The 17,653-nt window shown below is 68.2% G+C and carries 19 protein-coding genes and 1 pseudogene; 9 read left to right on the top strand and 11 right to left on the bottom strand.

Features of this window, described 5'->3' with window-relative positions:
* Positions 1–96: 96 nt before the first annotated feature.
* The 4 genes from ACIA47_RS28680 to ACIA47_RS28695 all read right to left on the bottom strand — a co-directional run bounded on the left by ACIA47_RS28680 (position 97) and on the right by ACIA47_RS28695 (position 3,077).
* A complete protein-coding gene (locus ACIA47_RS28680; protein ID WP_396711450.1) occupies positions 97–627 on the bottom strand; it encodes an aminoglycoside phosphotransferase in 531 nt (176 codons plus the stop codon).
* A gap of 109 nt (positions 628–736) precedes the next feature.
* Positions 737–1,297: a hypothetical protein gene (locus tag ACIA47_RS28685; RefSeq protein WP_396711451.1), complete on the bottom strand. Its 561-nt coding sequence runs from the start codon at positions 1,295–1,297 to the stop codon at positions 737–739.
* 277 nt (positions 1,298–1,574) lie between these two features.
* Positions 1,575–1,955 carry a VOC family protein gene (locus tag ACIA47_RS28690; RefSeq protein WP_203119175.1) on the bottom strand — a complete coding sequence of 127 codons (381 nt, stop codon included), beginning with the start codon at positions 1,953–1,955 and terminating at the stop codon, positions 1,575–1,577.
* Between the two features lie 531 nt (positions 1,956–2,486).
* Positions 2,487–3,077 (bottom strand): hypothetical protein, encoded by a 591-nt coding sequence (locus ACIA47_RS28695; protein WP_396711452.1) that lies wholly within the window; start codon positions 3,075–3,077, stop codon positions 2,487–2,489.
* Between the two features lie 197 nt (positions 3,078–3,274).
* On the opposite strand from ACIA47_RS28695, the gene ACIA47_RS28700 reads away from it, so the two are divergent.
* Entirely contained in the window at positions 3,275–3,682 is a 408-nt protein-coding gene (locus tag ACIA47_RS28700; RefSeq protein WP_396711453.1) for a nitroreductase family deazaflavin-dependent oxidoreductase, read from the top strand.
* Positions 3,683–4,003: 321 nt separating this feature from the next.
* On the top strand, positions 4,004–4,693 hold the full coding sequence (locus ACIA47_RS28705) for a hypothetical protein (protein WP_396711454.1): 690 nt from the start codon (positions 4,004–4,006) through the stop codon (positions 4,691–4,693).
* A gap of 150 nt (positions 4,694–4,843) precedes the next feature.
* On the opposite strand, the gene ACIA47_RS28710 is transcribed toward ACIA47_RS28705, so the two are convergent.
* Entirely contained in the window at positions 4,844–5,683 is an 840-nt protein-coding gene (locus ACIA47_RS28710) for an SAM-dependent methyltransferase (RefSeq protein ID WP_396711456.1), read from the bottom strand.
* Positions 5,684–5,937: 254 nt separating this feature from the next.
* On the opposite strand from ACIA47_RS28710, the gene ACIA47_RS28715 reads away from it, so the two are divergent.
* Entirely contained in the window at positions 5,938–7,128 is a 1,191-nt protein-coding gene (locus tag ACIA47_RS28715) for a cellulose binding domain-containing protein (RefSeq protein WP_396711457.1), read from the top strand.
* A gap of 16 nt (positions 7,129–7,144) precedes the next feature.
* Positions 7,145–7,456: pseudogene (locus ACIA47_RS28720) on the top strand (glycosyl hydrolase 53 family protein); the annotation flags it as partial.
* 100 nt (positions 7,457–7,556) lie between these two features.
* On the opposite strand, the gene ACIA47_RS28725 reads toward ACIA47_RS28720, so the two are convergent.
* Positions 7,557–7,943, bottom strand: coding sequence for a hypothetical protein (locus tag ACIA47_RS28725; RefSeq protein ID WP_396711458.1), 387 nt, complete (start codon positions 7,941–7,943; stop codon positions 7,557–7,559).
* Between the two features lie 276 nt (positions 7,944–8,219).
* Here ACIA47_RS28725 and ACIA47_RS28730 point away from each other — a divergent pair, with 276 nt between their 5' ends.
* The 4 genes from ACIA47_RS28730 (at position 8,220) to ACIA47_RS28745 (ending at position 11,632) form a co-directional block, all read left to right on the top strand.
* The gene (locus ACIA47_RS28730) at positions 8,220–9,221 is read left to right on the top strand and encodes an aldo/keto reductase (protein ID WP_396711459.1); all 1,002 of its coding nucleotides are present in this window, start codon (positions 8,220–8,222) and stop codon (positions 9,219–9,221) included.
* Positions 9,139–10,137, top strand: a complete 999-nt coding sequence (locus ACIA47_RS28735) for a helix-turn-helix transcriptional regulator (protein WP_396711460.1) — start codon at positions 9,139–9,141, stop codon at positions 10,135–10,137. The genes ACIA47_RS28730 and ACIA47_RS28735 overlap by 83 nt, the downstream gene beginning before the upstream one ends.
* Positions 10,138–10,401: 264 nt before the next feature.
* A complete protein-coding gene (locus tag ACIA47_RS28740; RefSeq protein ID WP_396711461.1) occupies positions 10,402–11,088 on the top strand; it encodes a Type 1 glutamine amidotransferase-like domain-containing protein in 687 nt (228 codons plus the stop codon).
* A 100-nt stretch (positions 11,089–11,188) separates the two neighbouring features.
* Positions 11,189–11,632: a hypothetical protein gene (locus ACIA47_RS28745; protein ID WP_396711462.1), complete on the top strand. Its 444-nt coding sequence runs from the start codon at positions 11,189–11,191 to the stop codon at positions 11,630–11,632.
* Here the strand turns inward: ACIA47_RS28745 and ACIA47_RS28750 are convergent.
* Positions 11,622–12,917, bottom strand: a complete 1,296-nt coding sequence (locus ACIA47_RS28750; RefSeq protein WP_203119189.1) for a GAF domain-containing protein — start codon at positions 12,915–12,917, stop codon at positions 11,622–11,624. The genes ACIA47_RS28745 and ACIA47_RS28750 overlap by 11 nt on opposite strands.
* 199 nt (positions 12,918–13,116) lie before the next feature.
* On the bottom strand, positions 13,117–13,560 hold the full coding sequence (locus ACIA47_RS28755) for a MerR family transcriptional regulator (RefSeq protein ID WP_203119191.1): 444 nt from the start codon (positions 13,558–13,560) through the stop codon (positions 13,117–13,119).
* Positions 13,561–13,615: 55 nt separating this feature from the next.
* Between ACIA47_RS28755 and ACIA47_RS28760 the strand changes: the two genes are divergently transcribed.
* Positions 13,616–14,539 carry an oxidoreductase gene (locus ACIA47_RS28760; RefSeq protein ID WP_396711463.1) on the top strand — a complete coding sequence of 308 codons (924 nt, stop codon included), beginning with the start codon at positions 13,616–13,618 and terminating at the stop codon, positions 14,537–14,539.
* Positions 14,540–14,837: 298 nt separating this feature from the next.
* On the opposite strand, the gene ACIA47_RS28765 is transcribed toward ACIA47_RS28760, so the two are convergent.
* The 3 genes from ACIA47_RS28765 to ACIA47_RS28775 form a co-directional block, all read right to left on the bottom strand.
* Positions 14,838–15,701, bottom strand: a complete 864-nt coding sequence (locus ACIA47_RS28765) for a TIGR03620 family F420-dependent LLM class oxidoreductase (RefSeq protein ID WP_396711464.1) — start codon at positions 15,699–15,701, stop codon at positions 14,838–14,840.
* Between the two features lie 170 nt (positions 15,702–15,871).
* On the bottom strand, positions 15,872–16,519 hold the full coding sequence (locus ACIA47_RS28770; protein ID WP_091400951.1) for a response regulator transcription factor: 648 nt from the start codon (positions 16,517–16,519) through the stop codon (positions 15,872–15,874).
* Positions 16,516–17,619, bottom strand: coding sequence for a histidine kinase (locus ACIA47_RS28775; protein ID WP_203119197.1), 1,104 nt, complete (start codon positions 17,617–17,619; stop codon positions 16,516–16,518). The genes ACIA47_RS28770 and ACIA47_RS28775 overlap by 4 nt, the downstream gene beginning before the upstream one ends.
* Between the last annotated feature and the right edge of the window lie 34 nt (positions 17,620–17,653).

Below are 17,653 nucleotides of genomic sequence, written 5' to 3' on the forward strand. Positions count from 1 at the left end.
TGAGTGAGCTGATTGCGGTCCTGAGCGGGCCTGCTGGCTAGTTGAGTAGTTGGGCTGACCGCTGCCGGTGCCGCGTGGCGAGAGGGTGCCCTCGGGTTATGGCTCATGGGTTGACTGGCGGCCGTGGGCCCGATGGTTGGCCCACTCGCCGGTCCACACTGCGAGGTCTTGTACCCAGAGCTCGGTGCTCTGCCCGGACTTGGCCGCCCACTTCGTTGCGTTCCCTGACGCGAAGTGGTCCAGGACGTGATGGTCAGTCGCTGTCCATGCGGGAAGCTGCGCTAACCACTCTTCCGCCTGTTCGGCGCTGTGCCCGCTGCCGATCAGCCACTGGACGAGCAGCGCGAGTTCGACCCATGCGGCGGCTTTGGTTGCCCACGCCCAATCGACGATCCGTAGGCCGACCGGTGTCACGATCAGGCTCGCCGGATTGAGGTCCGAATGGATAAGTGTCTCGCCGTCCATCGCCGGCTGCGCGAACCCGAGCCGGGCTGCCGGGGCGAACCACGTCTCGCCGGGCGCCGACGTCTCCTGAAGTGCTGTCAGTGCGGCCAGGAGCAGATTGAGATCCGTGCTGCCAGGAGACAGGTCAGGGTGGGGATCGGCAAGATGCTCGGTCCCCACCACCCTCGATGTCCACCCGGCAGCCGGCCTCATGTCTCGACCGTGCGTCACGGGACGACTACGCCGTTGTGGCTCCGGCAACGGCGTTGCGCTGCTGGTTTGCTGCCAGCGGTTACTGGTCGTTGTAAGTCCAACTAGGCGGCGGCGAAGAGCATCCGTGCCAGGTGCCGGCTGCCGAGTCGTAGAAACAAGCCTGCCATTCGAGCAGGCTTCCGATGCCGTAGGCGTGCCGGGTGCCGTCCTCGTAGTAGTCCTTGTTGCATACACCCCAGTTGCCGGCGCCCAGCTTGTTCACGCAGGAACCTTCGCGGTAATCCACCGTGTACCAGCCGGGGTAGGTGTCCAGCCGGTTCGTCCACGACGCGGTCACCGATCGGCCATCAGAACTGTTGTCCAGCACCCACCACCGGTCGCCGGACCGCTCGAAACAGGCCTGGGCGCCGGGCGTCCACTCACAAATCGCTCCCGCCGGTGGCGCGCCTGAGGCGGTGGCGGTGTTCCACTCGTACGGGTTGATCGAGGTAACGGTCGAGTCGGCCGCCGAGAGTTGTGAGACGGGTGTTGCCGGGGCGGGAGCGGCAAGCACCGGTGCGGCCGACGTGATCGCCACGCCCGCCAGGAGGACCAGTCCCGCCAGAACCGCCGAGGCTCTCTGCTTGATGGAGACGTTCATTCCCTTTGCCTTCCTTGTTGAGCGGCCCGCAGGACGGAGATCGTCCTGCTCGACTGCATCGATCTGGCGGTAAGCCTGACCTGCGGTTGGCGAGGGGGAACAGGGTCTGAGCTGTGCGGAACAGTCCCGCTCACGCCGCCTCGGCGGCTGCCTGCGGGCGTCGGGTCGGGGTTCAATCGACCGCTGAGAAGTCCGGACTGGACGACCTAGATGCCATCGAGCAACACGACGCCGAGCTGCGGCGTGGCGGCTGTGTCGATCGTTTGGGCGAGGGCCGTCAGAGTGGGTCGAGGCGGCGCTTGAGCAGGCAGAACTCGTTGCCTTCCGGATCGGCGAGGACGTGCCAGGACGCATCCGCAGGCTGACCGATGTCGACGAGTTTGGCCCCGACGGCCAGGAGGCGCTCGAGCTCGGCGTCCTGATCGCGGTCGGTGGGATTGACGTCGATGTGCAGCCGAGCATGCCCGTTCTTCGGCTCGTCGTCGCGGATGAGAAAGATGGTCGGCTGCGGGCCGCCGAACCCTTCGCGGGGTCCTATCTCGATGTAGACACCCTCTTCGCGATCGAGCTCTATGAAGTCCAGGATCTCGCACCAGAACCGCGCCAGCACCTCGGGGTCGCGGCACTTGAGCACGAGCTCACCGATACGGCATGCCATTGACGAAACCTACTCTCAGCATGGGAACTGCCGGGGCGGCAGCACGCGGATCTCATGGGCTCCCTGCAGTGCGAACAAGCTCGCGATCGTACCGGGCGAGGCGAGCGGGGCCGGGCGAGGCTGCCCGTCGGGCTGAGCGCTGACGGGGCGCTCTGGGATGTTGTCGCCATCCCGACAACCTGCATCCGGGCTAAATCGAGCAGGCAGACCCTAACCACTCCACGCTGTGCGGGCGAAGGCCGCGGGATGGCGAGGCGACGGGCGGCCGACGGCCGGAGGGCGGAGCGTGGGTGACGTCCGATTGATTCGGCGGCGCTGGGCGAGGATGAGATCCGCCTCGGCGGCGTCGTCAAGTGCTGCGAGCAGGAGTGTGTTCGCGCCGAGCCGTCCGAGCCGGCGTCGAACGGCGATCGCCTGCCCGAGCGGTGCCGCGGTGAGTGGCCGACGCCCGGACTCCAGCGTCACCTGGGCCCACAAGGTGCGGCTTCGACTCCGCCGGGTGCTCCTTGTGGTTAGTGCAGCGGTGGAAGGCTATCCGGCCTGAGCGTGAACGATGCGGAGCACCTCGGTGACCAGTGGGCGCAGCTCCGGTGGGTTTTCGTCGGCGCGAAGGTTCAGCAGGGTGAGGATGCGGCGGCGGACTCTCGGGTTGTCGTTGGCCAGGAATATGTGCAGTCCGGTTTCTTGCAAGGCATGCCGCAGGTCGGTGCACCGATCGTCCTCGATGTCACTGCCCGCGACGCGCAGGTACGTGCAGTACCAGGCATCGGCCGCGCCGATGACCTCGTAGTCGGTCCCCGTTCGGAGGTGTTCGAGCAGCCTGGTCTGAACGCGTCGACGGCCGAAGGCGTTGAGTGCTGGTCTGATGTGCCGTTGAGTGTGACTTGGGTCAGGTTCGTAGACGGCCGCGAGCACCAGCGGTTCGAACACCTCCTCGGGCTGCGGCGGTAGCGCCGCCTGCATGATCAGCAGACTCACGCTGCATTGCCAGTGCCGCCGGGCCCGCGGGTCGTTGCGCGCGTCGCCGGAAGGTGCCGGCGGCGCCGGGAGGTTGAGAATACTGAGTACGTCAACAAGGGCTCGTTCGTAGCGGTCATAACGCTCGAAGCGGCCCTCGCTCACGGCTGAGACTCTACGTGGGCGCACTTGGCGACTACAGCCTTCGTGAGTGAGCAGCGGCGGGCGCCAGCCGCAGCCGCGCGACCGGGCGGTAGACATTTGTCGCCGCCGGGCCTGTTGGGCCGTGGTCGCGGTGCCGCGCATCGATGGGACTGTCAGAATGTGTCGATGCAGCCGGTGCGCGGACGCGGGGAGAAGTCATGAGCGACTGGAACGACAAGATCATCGCTGAATTTCGTGCCAACGGTGGGCAGGTCGGTGGTCAGTTCGCTGGCGCCCCGCTGCTGTTGTTGCACACGGTCGGTGCCAAGAGCGGCCAGCCCCGCGTGCACCCGATGATGTACCAGAAGGTGGACGGCGGCTATGCCGTGTTCGCCTCCAAGGGCGGTGCGCCCAGCAATCCTGACTGGTACTACAACCTGCTCGCTCACCCGAAGGTCCAAGCGGAGATCGGTACGGACAAGATCGAGTTGGTCGCGAGGGTCGCCGTCGGGGAGGAGCGGGAACGGATCTGGAGCCCGTTGAAGGCCGCGTATCCAGGCTTCGCCGACTACGAGCGGAAGACCACCCGCGAGATCCCAGTCGTCGTACTGGAACCCGCGCGGTAGGCACTTGACGTCACGTCGGTGCACCGGGCCGCGCTCGCCCGCATGGTGTAGTTGAAGAAGGGGACAAAGGCCCGAATTGTCGTCGGTGGTCAACCGTTTGCCAGCCATTCAAAGGTCGATAACGCGGAGTGAGGGCGAATGGATTCGCCCACCTCTAAAGCGAAGGTGGCCCGGTTACCGAAGCAACGTTTTATCAGCCCGCGAGACTGGCGGCGGCATGCCGCCGCCAGTCCATTGGCAACTCATTGAAAGGCGTTGACGTAGATCATCTTGCTGGCTAGGGTGAGCGCGCTGTGACGTTCTGAGGATACGGGGGCTGAAGTGTTCGTCGGATCAACGTTGGGTGCGCGCACCCGTCTCACTCGCCGCGGTGTTGCTGCGCTGGCCGCGTCGCTGACGCTGGCCGCCGGTTCGATGCTGGTGGCGCCGCCTGCATCGGCGGCCGTCGGAGGGGCGTCCGGATCGAAGGCGCCTCTTCAGCCGGCAATCAGCTTTCCGGGCGGGGACAGCGTCGCCGAAGGTGGCCAGATCGCCATCAGGTTCGACGCGAACGGCGACACCCGGGTGACCACGTTCCGGTACAGCGTCGGCGACACGAACCTGGGCAGCGAGGTCCACGCGGCTTCGGGCGGTACGGCCAGTGTGACGATCGATGTAGGCAGCCTGACGGGTGAGCGGCCCGTCTACGCGGTGGCGGTCGACCGCCGCGGCCGGCTGAGCCCCATGACGCAGGGAAGCTTCACGGTGTCCGCCAACTGGAGCCTCAAGGGCCAGGCGTTCGACACGACCACCTGGCTGCCGTTGGAGGGGGCGACAATTCGGCTGAAGCCGGCTGGGATCGAGGTCGTGACTGGCCCCGATGGCGCCTTCCAGTTCGCCGTCGATCCGGGCCTGTACAACCTCGTCGGCACCTACGCTGGCCCGCCCAGCCTCTACGGTAGCCAGCAGTTGGAGCTTGACAACCAGGGGTTGCAGTTCGATCTGTACCTGTTCCCGGACTCCGGGAGCTGATGACCAGCCTTCGCGACGATGGACTGGGACGGCCCTGGCGCTCAGCGCCAGGGCCGTCTTTCGCTGGGCGGAGGAGGGCGGCTGATCGGCCGACGAGGCGCGTCCGTCGGCGGGCGCGCCCCCGCCGACGGACGCGCCGGAAGACGGCGCCTACGGTTTGCGGGCGAGGAGCCCGACGAAGGTGTGATAGGTGTCGGTCTGCACCGCAGCCGGTGCGTCCGGCTCCGGACGCCACTCGGCCAGCGGTACCAACCCCGGCTCCAGCACCGTCAGCCCGTCGGCGAACGAGAGGATCTCCTCGTCGGTACGCCAACGGCCGGTGCCCAACGATTCGTTGAAGATCCGCTCGACCTCGCGGGCCTTGCGGGAGCCCTCGGGGTCTCGCTCGCCCGGGTCGCGGAAGTGCGAGATCGCCACGTAGCTGCCGGAGGGCAGTGCGTCAATCAACGCGGCGGCCACCGCTCGCGGGTCCTCGTCGTCGCCGAGGTGGTGCAGGATCGCGAAGAGCAGCAGACCGATCGGCCGGTCGAAGTCGAGGAACCGACGTACGTCCGGGTTGTTGAGGATTGCCTGTGGCTCCCGGATGTCCGCCTGGATCACCGTCGCGGTGCCCTCCGCGGCGAGCAGGGCCCGCCCGTGTGTCAGGACGATCGGGTCATTGTCCACATAGACCACCTGAGCCTTCGGGTTCTGCTCGGTGGCGACCTCGTGCACGTTGCCCTGGGTGGGCAGCCCCGATCCGATGTCGAGGAACTGGTCGATGCCCGCCTCGCTGACGAGGAAACGAATCACTCGACGCAGAAAGGCCCGGTTCGCCTGGCCGGCTGCCGGTCCGTCCGGTGTGATCCGCAGGGCGTGCTCGGCGACCTTACGGTCGACCTCGAAGTTGTCCTTGCCGCCCAGGAAGAAGTCGTAGACCCGGGCCACGCTGGGAATGTTGGGGTCGATGCCGGGGGGTGCCGCCTTGTCGCGGGTCACAGGCGTCTCCATTCGATGAGGGTCTGGCGCAGGCTGAGGTCTGCGGCGGTGCCGGCGTTGCGGCGAGTGTAACGATCGGGAGCGTTGAATTTTGCCCCACTGGTATCGCTCCCAGCGAATCGCTGTCTCACCAGCACACTCATCGAGCGACGCGGTGCGGGAGTGGGAGGAGAAGGGTGGCAACGATTCACCAGGAGCCGGGCCGGTCATCGGCCGAGGCGTGAGACACGTTGGTGATCATCGATCTCCTGCTGCATCGTCGACGTATGACAGGCGTTCCCTCGTCCACGCTGTTCCGCCGTCTGCGGCCGGGTCTACTGGCAGCCGTCGTGCTGTCGACGGCGGTGCTCGGCACCGCTCTGAGCGCCGCACCGGCGGCCGACGCCGGCACCGTGACGACCGCCGCGTACCCGAAGGTGGCCCCGGCGCCCGGCGCGGCCGTGGTGTCCGCCGCAGAGCCGGCCGGAACCGCGCCGCCAACGCCGACGACACCGTCCAGCACGCCGAGCACCTCGCCCGTCCCGCCCAGTGCTCCCACGAACCTGACCGCCAGCGAGGTCCGGAGCACGTCGATCACCTTCACCTGGACGGCCGCAACATCCGGCTGCTGCGCCATCACCGGCTATGACATCGTGTACTACCAGGAGTTTGGCGATATCGGCCTCAGCGCCACCGCCGGCGCGGTCACCACCACCACGATCACCGCCCACGTCGGGCCGGGCATGCAGTTCTCGTTCCGCATGATCGCCCGGGACAGCCTCGGGCAACGCTCGAACTGGTCGGACATGCTGACCGTGGTCACGCCGGTGACGGACACCGGCCCGGACACCACCCCGCCGAGCGCGCCGCGGAGCCTGACCGTCGGTGAGGTGACCCCCTCGACCGCCACGTTGTCCTGGTCACCTTCGACGGACGACGTCGGCGTGTTCGGGTACAACGTCTACCAATTCGACGGCTGGTTCACCTCCAGGCTGATCGCCACCGTGCCGGGTACGACGTACACGACGTCGCTACCGACGTCGACGCCGCTGCGCAACCTGTACTACGTGCGGGCCCGGGACGCGGTCGGCAACGTCTCGATCGCGTCCAACACTGTCGAGTTGCCCACGATGTCCACCCCGACGCCCCCGCCGCCCTCGACCTGCCGGGTGACCTACCGGAACCAGTCCGAGTGGCCGGGCGGTTTCGTGGCCACGGCGACGGTCCACAACGCCGGGGCGGCACCGGTCGACGGCTGGGTCGTCACCTTCAACTTCCCGGGCGATCAGCAGGTCACCTCGGGGTGGAACGCCACGATCGACCAGACCGGGGCCACTGTGACCGCTCGTAACGTCGACTGGAACCGCGTCCTGGCGCCGAACAGCTCTGTGACCTTCGGCGTCGAGGGGCGGTGGAGCGCCAGCGCCGCACCGCCGGCCGCCTTCTCGCTGAACGGCGTTCCCTGCACGGTGGGCTGAAGGAGTCTCGTGAGCAGTGGTGATCGTGGAGACGGCGTACCCCTTCACCCGGAACAACGCGGACAGTGAGCCGAACGCCATCGGCGACGCGACCTGTGACGGCATCAGCGCGACCTGGTCCGGGCAGGCCCAGGAGTTCGACTGGGTGCAGAACACCGCCCGCAACGCGGGCGCCATCGGTGTCTTCTACTGGGAACCCACCTGGTACGCCGTCCGCGGCAACGGCTGGGACCCGGCCAACATCAACGGCACCGGAAACCAGTGGGACAACATGGCCGTCTTCGACTGGTCCGGGCGCGTGAACCCGGGCGTGCGGTGGATGCCCTGACCCTGCGCCGGACGCGCGGCGACGGTTCCTGGCCTCTGCCAAGACCGCTCGGGCAGCGCGACGAGCCGTCGCCGAACCACTGTCGGGCGGCGGGGGATGATCAGCAGGTGCGCGTCTGCCAACTCACCTTCGTCACGAACATGGGCACATACAGGTCCCCGCCGCCGGGGCGAGCGCAGATCGCGCCGGAAAGCTGCGTCCCGAGGTAGTTGTAGGACCAGGTGATCTCGGCGTTGCGGGAGGTGCGGTTGTAGAAGTTGAAGGCCGGGACGTTGCCGGACCACTCGCTGGTGGTCACCAGGGACGGAGTCGCGGTAGGGCCCTCTGCCGGGTGATCCCAGTTGGGCCAGATGCAGAACGTGCCCTGCGGACAGTTCCCGGGTAGCCAGGCTTCGTTCGATGCTTGCGCGGGTGCCGCCGAAGCGGCGGGGGCGGTGGCCAGCACGCTGGCGACGGACGCGGCGAGGACGATGGATTTCAACAGCACGGTTCACCTACCTAAATAGATATTTATCTATGAATAGCAAAAGGCTACCGGTGGAAATTTGAAGGGTCAAGCAATAGGGGGGCGACCTCTGCGATCGTCCGGGCGGCACTACGAGGGCGGGGCCGGACGGACCAGACCCGGAACTCGAAATCATCGCGTCGGATCGTCGCCCTGTCGGGCCGGGGATAGGCAGAACGCCGATAACGGCGACGATCTGCCGCAGGCTGGTGATGAGCGGTCGGAAGGCGCTCGTGGCATCTAGAAAGAGACAACGACATGATCTTGCAGAAGCATGCGATCGGTGGTCAGGGGCTGGTGGCCTCGGTCGAGGGACTTGGCACCATGGGCATGACCGCGATGTACGGCACCCCGGACGACGCCGAGTCCGCCGCAACCGTTCACCGCGCACTCGAACTCGGCGTGACGTTGTTCGACACCGCCGACATGTACGGCCCGCTCACCGGGGAGGAACTGCTCGGCCGGGCACTGAGAGGGCGTCGCCACCAGGCCGTCATCGCCACCAAGTTCGGTGGCGTGACGTTCGACGATGCGGGCCGCATCATCGGCGGCGCCAACGGTCAACCTGACTACGTCCGCAAGTCGCTCGACGGATCGTTGCGCCGGCTCGGCACCGACTACATCGACCTGTACTTCCAGCACCGGGTCGACCCGAACGTACCGGTCGAGGAGACCTTCGGCGCGCTCGGCGAACTCGTCGCCGAAGGCAAGATCCGCTACCTCGGGATCAGCGAGGCATCGCCGGAGAGCATCCGCGCCGCGCACGCCACCGCGCCGCTGTCGGCGGTGCAGACCGAGTACTCGTTGTTCACCCGCAACGTGGAGACCAATGGCGTGCTCGACACGGTGCGTGACCTGGGCATCGGGTTCGTGGCGTACGCACCGTTGGGCCGTGGTTTCCTCACCGGCTCAGTTCGTAGTCTCGAAGACCTGCCCGAGAACGACTGGCGTCGTACCTGGCCCCGGTTCGCCGAGGAGAACCTGCGGCAGAACCTGCTCCTGGTGGACCGGATCCGCGCCATCGCGGAACAGGCGGGTGTCACGCCCAGCCAGCTCGCGTTGGCCTGGGTGCTGGCGCAAGGTGACCACGTCACCGCAATTCCCGGCACCAAGCGTCGTACGTACCTGGAGGAGAACGTCGCCGCCGCGCAGCTCAAGATCGACGCCGGCTTGCTCGATGAACTCAGCGTCGCCGCTCCGGTCGGTGCCGCCGTCGGGGAGCGCTACACCGGACCGGCGATGGCCGCGATCCAGGAGTAGCGTCCGATATCGACGGGATCTTCGCGGCGCCACCAGCACCGCTGGTGGCGCCGCGATCCGGAAAGGGCAGTTCGTGGCACGAACCGAACTCGGCGACTTCCTGCGGGCTCGCCGACAGGCACTCCGCCCGGCTGACGTCGGGCTCCCTTCACGCGGGCGGCGCCGCACCCCCGGCCTGCGCCGTGAGGAAGTCGCTCTCCTGGCAAACGTGTCCGTCGACTACTACGAACGACTCGAGCAGTCGCGCAACACCAACCCCTCGGAGGCTCTACTGGGCAGCCTGGCCCGGGCGCTGCGACTCTCCGTCGACGAACGGGACTACCTCTACCGCCTCGCCGGACATCCGGCACCGACGACCTCCACCCTCAGCGGGTACGTCGACCCCGCGATGATGTTCCTCCTCGACGCACTCACCACGGTGCCCGCACACGTCATCGACGACCGCACCGCCATCCTCGCCCAGAACGCCCTCAGCCGCGCGCTGCTGGGCCCCTGGACCGACGGCGACAACCGGCACTCGAACGTGACCTGGCGCTGGTTCACCCACCCCGAATCCCGCGCACTCAACGTGCCGGAGGAACACGAGGCGATCGGCCGCGGATACGTCGCCGACCTACGCGCAGCCGCCGCCCGCACCGGCCACGACCCCGTGTCCGAGCAACTGATCGCCGACCTCACCCTCGTCAGCCCGGAATTCGCCCAGTACTGGTCCGACATGCAGGTCGCCCCGCTACAGACCACCCGCAAAATCCTTATCCATCCCCAAGTCGGACGGCTGGACGTACAGTGTGACTTCGTCCTCAGCACCACCACGGGTCAGCGCTTGGTCATCTTCCGGCCTCAACCCGGCACGGCCACCGCCGACAGCTTCGACTTCCTGCGTGCCCTCGGCGAACAATCCTTCGACCGTTCCTGAACCGCTACGCCGAATCCGTCACCGCGATGTGGCAGCGGCACGCTCCTGCGCGGCGTATGGTCCCCAACTGGCCACAGGTGCTCAGACGGTTGGTATGCAGGGCGTGTCATCGGACCTGTGTCGTCGTGCGGGCGGAGGCAGTTGACGGTTGGACGGCCGCCAGCGGATGATCCAGCGATGTGTCGTTCGGGTTAGCGAGCCGGGACGCTGGTTCTCATAGGCAACATGATCGCCGTCATGCGGTGGCTTAGGAGAGCGGATTTGATGAAGTTTCTGCTCACGTCGTCGGGCATCTGCAACCCGAGCATCTCCGACGCGCTCGTCGACCTGCTGGGCAAGCCGATCGCCGAGTCCACGGCCCTGTTCGTCCCCACCGCTGTCTACCCCTTCCCCGGCGGAGCCGAGAGGGCGTGGAAGGCGATCCACGGCCATGCTTCGATCCCGCTGTCCCAGCTCGGTTGGAAATCCCTGGGGATTTTGGAGCTCACCGCGCTGCCGACCATTCGAGAAGAGAACTGGGTCCCCGCGGTCCGGGAGGCCGATGCCCTCCTCGTCTGGGGCGGCGACGTGCTGTACCTGACCTACTGGCTGCGCCAGTCGGGCCTGGCCGACCTCCTGCCGTCGCTGAGCGACACGGTTTATGTGGGGGTCAGCGCCGGGAGCATCGCGGTCACCCCGTACAACTGCGACGCCGAATTCGACAGTCAATTCGTCCCTGACGGCAGCGACATGGCGCAGGACGCCGACCGGGCGCTAGGGCTGGTGGACTTCACCCTTTACCCCCACCTCAATCATCCGGACATGGAGGACACCGACCTGTCCGACATCCAGAAGTGGGCGTCCGGAATCCCGGTCCCGACCTACGCCATCGACGACAACACCGCCATCAAGGTGGTCGATGGCACCGTTGAGGTCATCTCCGAAGGAGACTGGAGACTGATCAACCCCTGAGGAGCGGGCCCTTCAGCCGAGCCAGCCCTACACAGGGCGGGTCCACAACTGGCCAACAGAACCACTCTGGCAATCTCGATCGAGCTGACGCGATCCACGGATGCCCGGGGACGATGGCGCTGTCCAGCGTCCGTGGGTCGATACTCCACTGACCAGCGAGCGTGAGCACGGTTTCCTCGTCTGGCCACGGCGAAGTCTCGTCATCGTCGTCCCACGTTTCGTCCTCGTCGGAGACGGCCCCAACTCCGAGCGCCTGCTCCTCCGGCGTGCGTTCGCCGATGTCGAACAGCACCTCGCCGCGCTCGCCGAATGCTCGCTCCACCGCGCCGCCCCGGGCGCGCAGCGTCCACCGGTCAAGCGGCGGCGTGAGCAGCCACTGGCCTTGGTCGTCATACGCAGCGGTGACCGCATCACGCCAGTTGGCGGGAGTGGGACGGCTGAGGTTCAGCGCGGCCCCGACGGCATCGGCGTCCCGGTCACGTATGGCGAGCCACTCAAGCTTGTAGCCGAAGCCGAGCGCGGCACCGGAGTCATCAGCGGTTGAGGTAGGCGGTCAGGCCACCGAGTTCCTCGCTGGCGATGAACACCGACCGCACGTTGAGGATGGCCTCCTCGACGTGGTCAGGGCAGCCCCACGCCGCGTCGCCCCACGAATCGGCGATCTTGACCTCGGCTGGCGCGGTGCACCCGGCGGCGCCGCCGAGCTGGCAGTACTCGGGGTGCGGCGTGGCGGCCTGCGCGGCCGCGGCGGCACGCATCTGGGTGGCGAGTTCCGCGGCGGCGGCGGCACGCTGCTCAGCCTCGGCGCGCAGTTCCCGCTCCACGCGCAGCACCTTGGCCAACTCGTCATTCGCCGACTTGGCGCGTGCCTCGGCGGCGAGTTTCGCCTCTTCGATGTGGTGGCGTTCGATGGCCAGGGCTGCGGTGCCGGCGAAGAGGCGGGTGAGGGCGAGGTCGGTGTCCTGCGGGACGCGCGGGGTGCGGTGGTACATCGCGAAGGTGCCCAACAGGCCGCCGTCGCGAGCCAGGATGGGCGTGGACCAGCAGGCCGCCAATCCAGCCTGGCCGGCCAGGTCCCGGAAGTCGTCCCAGAACGGATCGGTGGCGATGTCGGTGACGATGACTGGTTCCCGCCGGTGGGCGGCGGTGCCGCACGAGCCGACACCTTCGCCGGTCGCGATGCCGTCGATGGCCTGGTTGTAGAAGTCGGGCAGGCTCGGCGCGGCGCCATGGCGCAGGTGCCGGGCGTCGGAATCGGCGAGCAGAACGGAGACGAGCACCTCCTGCGGTGCGAGGTTCTCGATACAGCGGGCCATCCCGTCGAGCACCTCGGCCAGGGGTGCCTGACGGGCGATCTGCTCCAGCAGGGCACGGTGTTCGGCCATCAGCCGTTGGGCATGCTTGACCTGCGTGGTTTCCACGCCGAGCACACGAATCCCGGTCACGTTGCCGTCGGCGTCCCGACGTGGCTCGTAGGTGAAGTCGAAGAACGCCTCCCGTGCCTGCGGGCCGCTGCCCAGCACGACCCGCACGTCACGGCCGGTGTGGGGCTCACCCGTGCGGAAGACCTGGTCCAGGAGCGCGATGAATCCCTGACCGGCCAGTTCGGGCATCAGCTCGGCGATCGCCACCCCGACCCGGGCCCGCTCTTCGCCGATGGTGGCGAAGAACGCCGGGTTCGCCGTCTCCACCAGGTGCGATGGCCCAGCCAGAGACGCGAAGACGGCGATGGACTGCCCGAACAACGCCCGCAGGTCCTCCTCCGCCGCTTGCTCGGCAGCCGCCGGACCCGCAGCAGCAGTAGACCGTTGGCCGGGTACTGCGGTCATGGTGTGGTCTCGCCTCTCGTCTGTGGATACGGGAACGCCGGTGGTGCCACCCCATTGGTGCGGGTGGCAGTGGTGCGGAAGGGCTTGGCTGAGGCCACCGCCGGTGCAGCGTACCCACGTACCCAATCATTCAGGTCCTACCCACCAACCACGGACCGCAACCTGTCGCGCGAACAGCCACGACAGCCGACGGTGTTGGTCAGCCCATCCGGTGGGTGTGCTCCTCCGGTGCGGGCCGGGGTTGCTGTTGCCAGGGATCACCGGAGGCACCAGCGGCGAGGTGTTTTTCGTAGCTGGCCACTTTGACGTTGATGAGTTCGAGGCAGTCGTGCAGCTGCGTGAGCTGATCGGTGATGTAGCGCTGGTGTTCGCGGAGCAACGTGAGCCGCTCGGCCTCGTTGCCGCTGCCCTCGCGAACGAGCCGGGCCAAGCGGCTGATCGTGGTGAGTGGCATCCCGGAGGCACGGAACTTCACGCAGTTCGCCAGCCACTCGACGTCCCAGGCGCTGTAGACACGCCTGCCGGAACCGTCGCGCCGCACCTCGCTGGCCAACAAGCCCTCACGCTCGTAGAGCCGTAGGGTGTGCACGCTCAACCCGGTGCGCTGCGCCACCTGCCCGATGCTCAGGCCGCTGTCCGCCACGGCGTCGACGGTAGTCGTTGACCTAGACCTCGGTCTAGCACCTAGCGTCCGCGGCATGACCAGCGACACGATCCACACCAGGTTCGGTGCCCACAGTACGGCCGGAGACGTCCTCGCCGGGATCGACCTCACCGGAAAGACCGCCCTCGTCACTGGCGGCTACTCCGGCCTCGGTCTCGCCACGACCCGCGCGCTCAGCCGAGCTGGGGCTCGGGTGGTCGTCCCAGCTCTCCGGCCGGACGCAGCGCAGCAGGCACTCGCCGAAGTACCCGGGGTCGAGGTCGATCAGCTCGATCTCGCCGACCTTGCCTCCGTCCGCGCCTTCGCCGTTCGGTTCCTCCGCAGCCACCCCGCCCTCGACATCCTGATCGCGAGCGCCGGCATCATGGCCTGCCCGGAAACCCGGGTTGGACCCGGCTGGGAAGGGCACTTCGCGACCAACCACCTCGGCCACTACGCGTTGACGAACCTGTTGTGGCCCGCGCTCACCGCCCCCGACACGGCTCGTGTCGTCTCGGTGGCCTCCGGGCGCAACCCGGCGTGGCGTATCCGGTGGGACGACGTGCAGTTCGAGCGCGGGTACGACAAGTGGGAGGCATACACCCAGTCGAAGCTCGCGAACATCCTGTTCGCCCGCCACCTCGACCTGCTCGGCAGGCCGCACCGCGTCCGCGCCTTCTCCGTCAACCCCGGCTGGATCCTCACTCCTCTGCAACGGCACCTCGCAGTCGAGGAGATGGTCGCCGCCGGCTGGATCGACGCCGACGGCACTCCCGCGCCGGGCCTGTTCAAGACCGTCGAGCAAGGGGCGGCGACCCAGGTCTGGGCCGCCACGTCACCCCACCTCGACACGAACGGCGGCGACTACTGCGTGGACTGCCACATCACCGACGGCAGCCCCATGGACAGCAGCGAGGCAGCCCGCCTCTGGTCGCTGTCGGCGGACCTGACCGGCCTCGATCTCATCGGGCGAGCCTGAACGGTGTCGCGGCCACCAACCTCAACCCTGAAGCGCCGCAGTCAGCAGTTCGCACGTGGCGATCTTCGCTGCCTGGTCGGCCGGGAACCCGCACACGCCAGCGACGATGGCGGGGAGGCGACGCTGCGAGCGCCGATCTCATCGGCAACCTCAAGGCTGCGCCGATACCCCACCCGCGTCCCGGCCCACCGCGTCGGCGCCGCCCCGCTTGCCAGGAGAGCGGTCAGGTGGTGCCGGTCCGCACGGGTGACGGTATCCGAGCCGCGACCGGGGCCGACGGTGCCGCGGGTTTCGGAAGTCAGATCAGGGCTGCGGCGAGGGCGCGGAACGCGTCGGCGGGGAACGTCGTGTCGTCGCCGCCGTTGAGCACCTGGATCGCCACCTCGTCCGCGCCGGCCTGGTAGTGCTTCTCCAACCCGGCCACCACCTTCTCGACGCTGCCCCAGGGGATCAGGGCGTCGACGAGGCGGTCACTGCCGCCGTCGGCGAAGTCCTCGTCGGTCCAGCCGAATCGCCGCAGGTTGTTGGTGTAGTTCGGCAGTGCGAGGTACCCGCTCGTGTACTGGCGGGCGGTGGCACGCGCGGTGGTGGCGTCTGCGTCGAGGACCACCGCGACCTCGGGGGCGAGCAGCCGGTCGGGCCCGATTGCCGCCCGGGCTTCGGCGGTGTGTTCGGCAGGGACGAAGTACGGGTGCGCCCCGGTCGAGCGGTCGCGGGAGAGTTCGAGCATCCGCGGGCCCAGTGCGGCCAGGATGCGCCGCTCGGGCGAAAGCCCGGCCGCGTCGAGGCCGTCGAGATACTGCACCATCCGCGAGTACGGCTTGCGATAGTCGGTGCCGCCACTTTCCACCACCACCGCGTGGCTGGCGCCGAGACCGAGCAGGAACCGGCCGGGATGCGCCTGCTCCGCGTCGTTGGCGAACGCCGCCGCCTCTGGTGGCGACGAGTGCCAGATGCTCACGATCCCGGTCGCGACGCCGATGCGCGTGGTTCCGTCGAGGATCTCGCGGAAGCGGGGGGCGACGTTCTCGCCGAAACCACCGGAGAACCAGATTCGTGAGTAGCCGAGGTCCTCCAACTCGGTCGCGGCGTCGATGGCCGCGCCCTGACTCTCGCTAGCAAGGAAGAACGGTTGCCATACGCTGACGAGTCGTTGTGCCATACCGCAACCCTACGACCGATCGGCCGCTGACCGCGTCAGCTTGCGCTCCCCAAGCCGGCACGACGCAGCGGTCGATCACGTCGATATCCCCTTGGTCCACGTCCGCAACCTAGTCGGCGAGCCTGCTCGGCGACAAAGACGCCCAGGTCGAGCCCGCCGGCTGGTTCCGGTCATGGTGCGAGGCCGGCCTGGATCGCCAGGATTGCGGCTCGTACGCGATCCCGGCTGCCGGTCTTGGCCAGCACGTTGGTCACGTGGGTCTTCACGGTGCTCATGGACAGGTAGAGGCGTTCGGCGATCTCGTTGTTGTTGAGTCCGGCACCGATCAGGGCGAGCACATCGGTCTCCCGAGCGGTCAGCTGGTAGGCCGCCAACTCCACGCGGGAGGCCGGACCGGTCGCGCGGACCCGGTCGAGTACGGCTCCGGTGACCTCGGCGGAGAGGACCGCCTCGCCGGCCGCGACGGTGCGCACCGCGGCGATCAGGTCACGGGCGCTGGAGCGCTTGAGCAGGAACCCGCGCGCGCCGGCGGCGATGGCGTCCAGGACGTAGGCGTCGTCGTCGAAGGTGGTGACGACGATGACGGCCGGGGCGTGCGGGATCGTGGCCAGCTCGCGGGTGGCTTGCAGGCCGTCGAGCACCGGCATGCGGATGTCGACGAGTGCGACGTCGATGCGGGAGTCGCGACGTACGGCGTCGAGGAACTGCCGGCCGTCCGCCGCCTCGGCCGCGACCTGGATGTCGGGTTGGGACCGCAGGATCAGGCTGAAGCCGTCCCGGACCAGCTCCTGGTCGTCGGCGATCGCGACGCGGATCATCTGTTCACCGCCGGCAGGTTGACCTGCACCACAGTGCCGCCGCCGGGGCGCTGGCTCAGCTCCCAGCTCCCGCCGCGCGCGGAGACGCGCTCCCCGATGCCGAGCAGGCCCGAGCCGCTCGTGGGTGCCAGGGGCGGCCCGATGCCATCGTCGCTGATCCGCAGGCGGGCGTGGTCGCCGACGCGGACCAGTTCGACCCAGGCCGCCGTGGCTTTCGCGTGGCGGGCGATGTTGGTGAGGGCCTCCTGGGCGATGCGGTAGGCGGTCAACACGCCGATCTCGTCCAGGCCCGGCTCGGGGTCCAGCTGGACTGCCACCGTCACGCCCTGCTGGCGCAGCGGCTGGGCGAGCAGCTCGTCGATGTCGGACAGGCGCGGCGGAGCGCTCACCGCGATCGACGCGTCCGGATCGCGCAGGTGCACGACGAGCGTGTCCAGCTCGCTCAGTGCGGTGCGGCCACTGCCCGCGATCGCCCGCAGCGCCGCCCCCGGGTCGTCACTGAGCTGGCCCGCCTCGGCCTGCACCACCATCGCGGTGACGTGGTGCCCGACGACGTCATGCAGCTCGCGGGCCAGGTTGGTGCGTTGTTCGAGCCAGGCGGCCTGGCCGCGCAGGTTGTCTGTCTCCCGGGTCAGGGCGTAGCCGCGTGACCACGATCGCAACAGGATCGCCAGCAGATAGCCGGCCGTCACGAAGAAGAACGGCTGTTCGTACAGCCCCCGTCCGTTGAGCAGCGCGACGCTGAGGGCGCCGGCCGCGCCGATCAAGCCGCCCACCCACCCCAGCCACGGGTGTCGGGCCGGGTCCTCGCAGACCGAGACGAACACCAGGCCGGCGGCCGCGAGGCCCAACTGCACCGACTCGCCGGTGCTCACGATCGCCACGAACCCCGCGCAGACCGCGAAGACCAGGGTTCGGTAGCGGGGGCGCAGTGCCGTGGCCCCGAGGCCGACCGGCAGCACCAGCCACGCCCAGCCCGATGGCACGGACACGCCGTCCTCGACGGTGGTGACCACCGCGGCGATGATCAAAACCACCGCAGCGTACGCGAGCCGGCGCATTCGCTCGGGGTCGCGCAACCGTTCGCGGATTCCAGTCATCACCCACACAGTCTCCGCGACCAGCCGGAAGACC

This window comes from Micromonospora sp. NPDC051227 (assembly GCF_044455385.1).
Taxonomy (GTDB): Bacteria; Actinomycetota; Actinomycetes; order Mycobacteriales; family Micromonosporaceae; genus Micromonospora.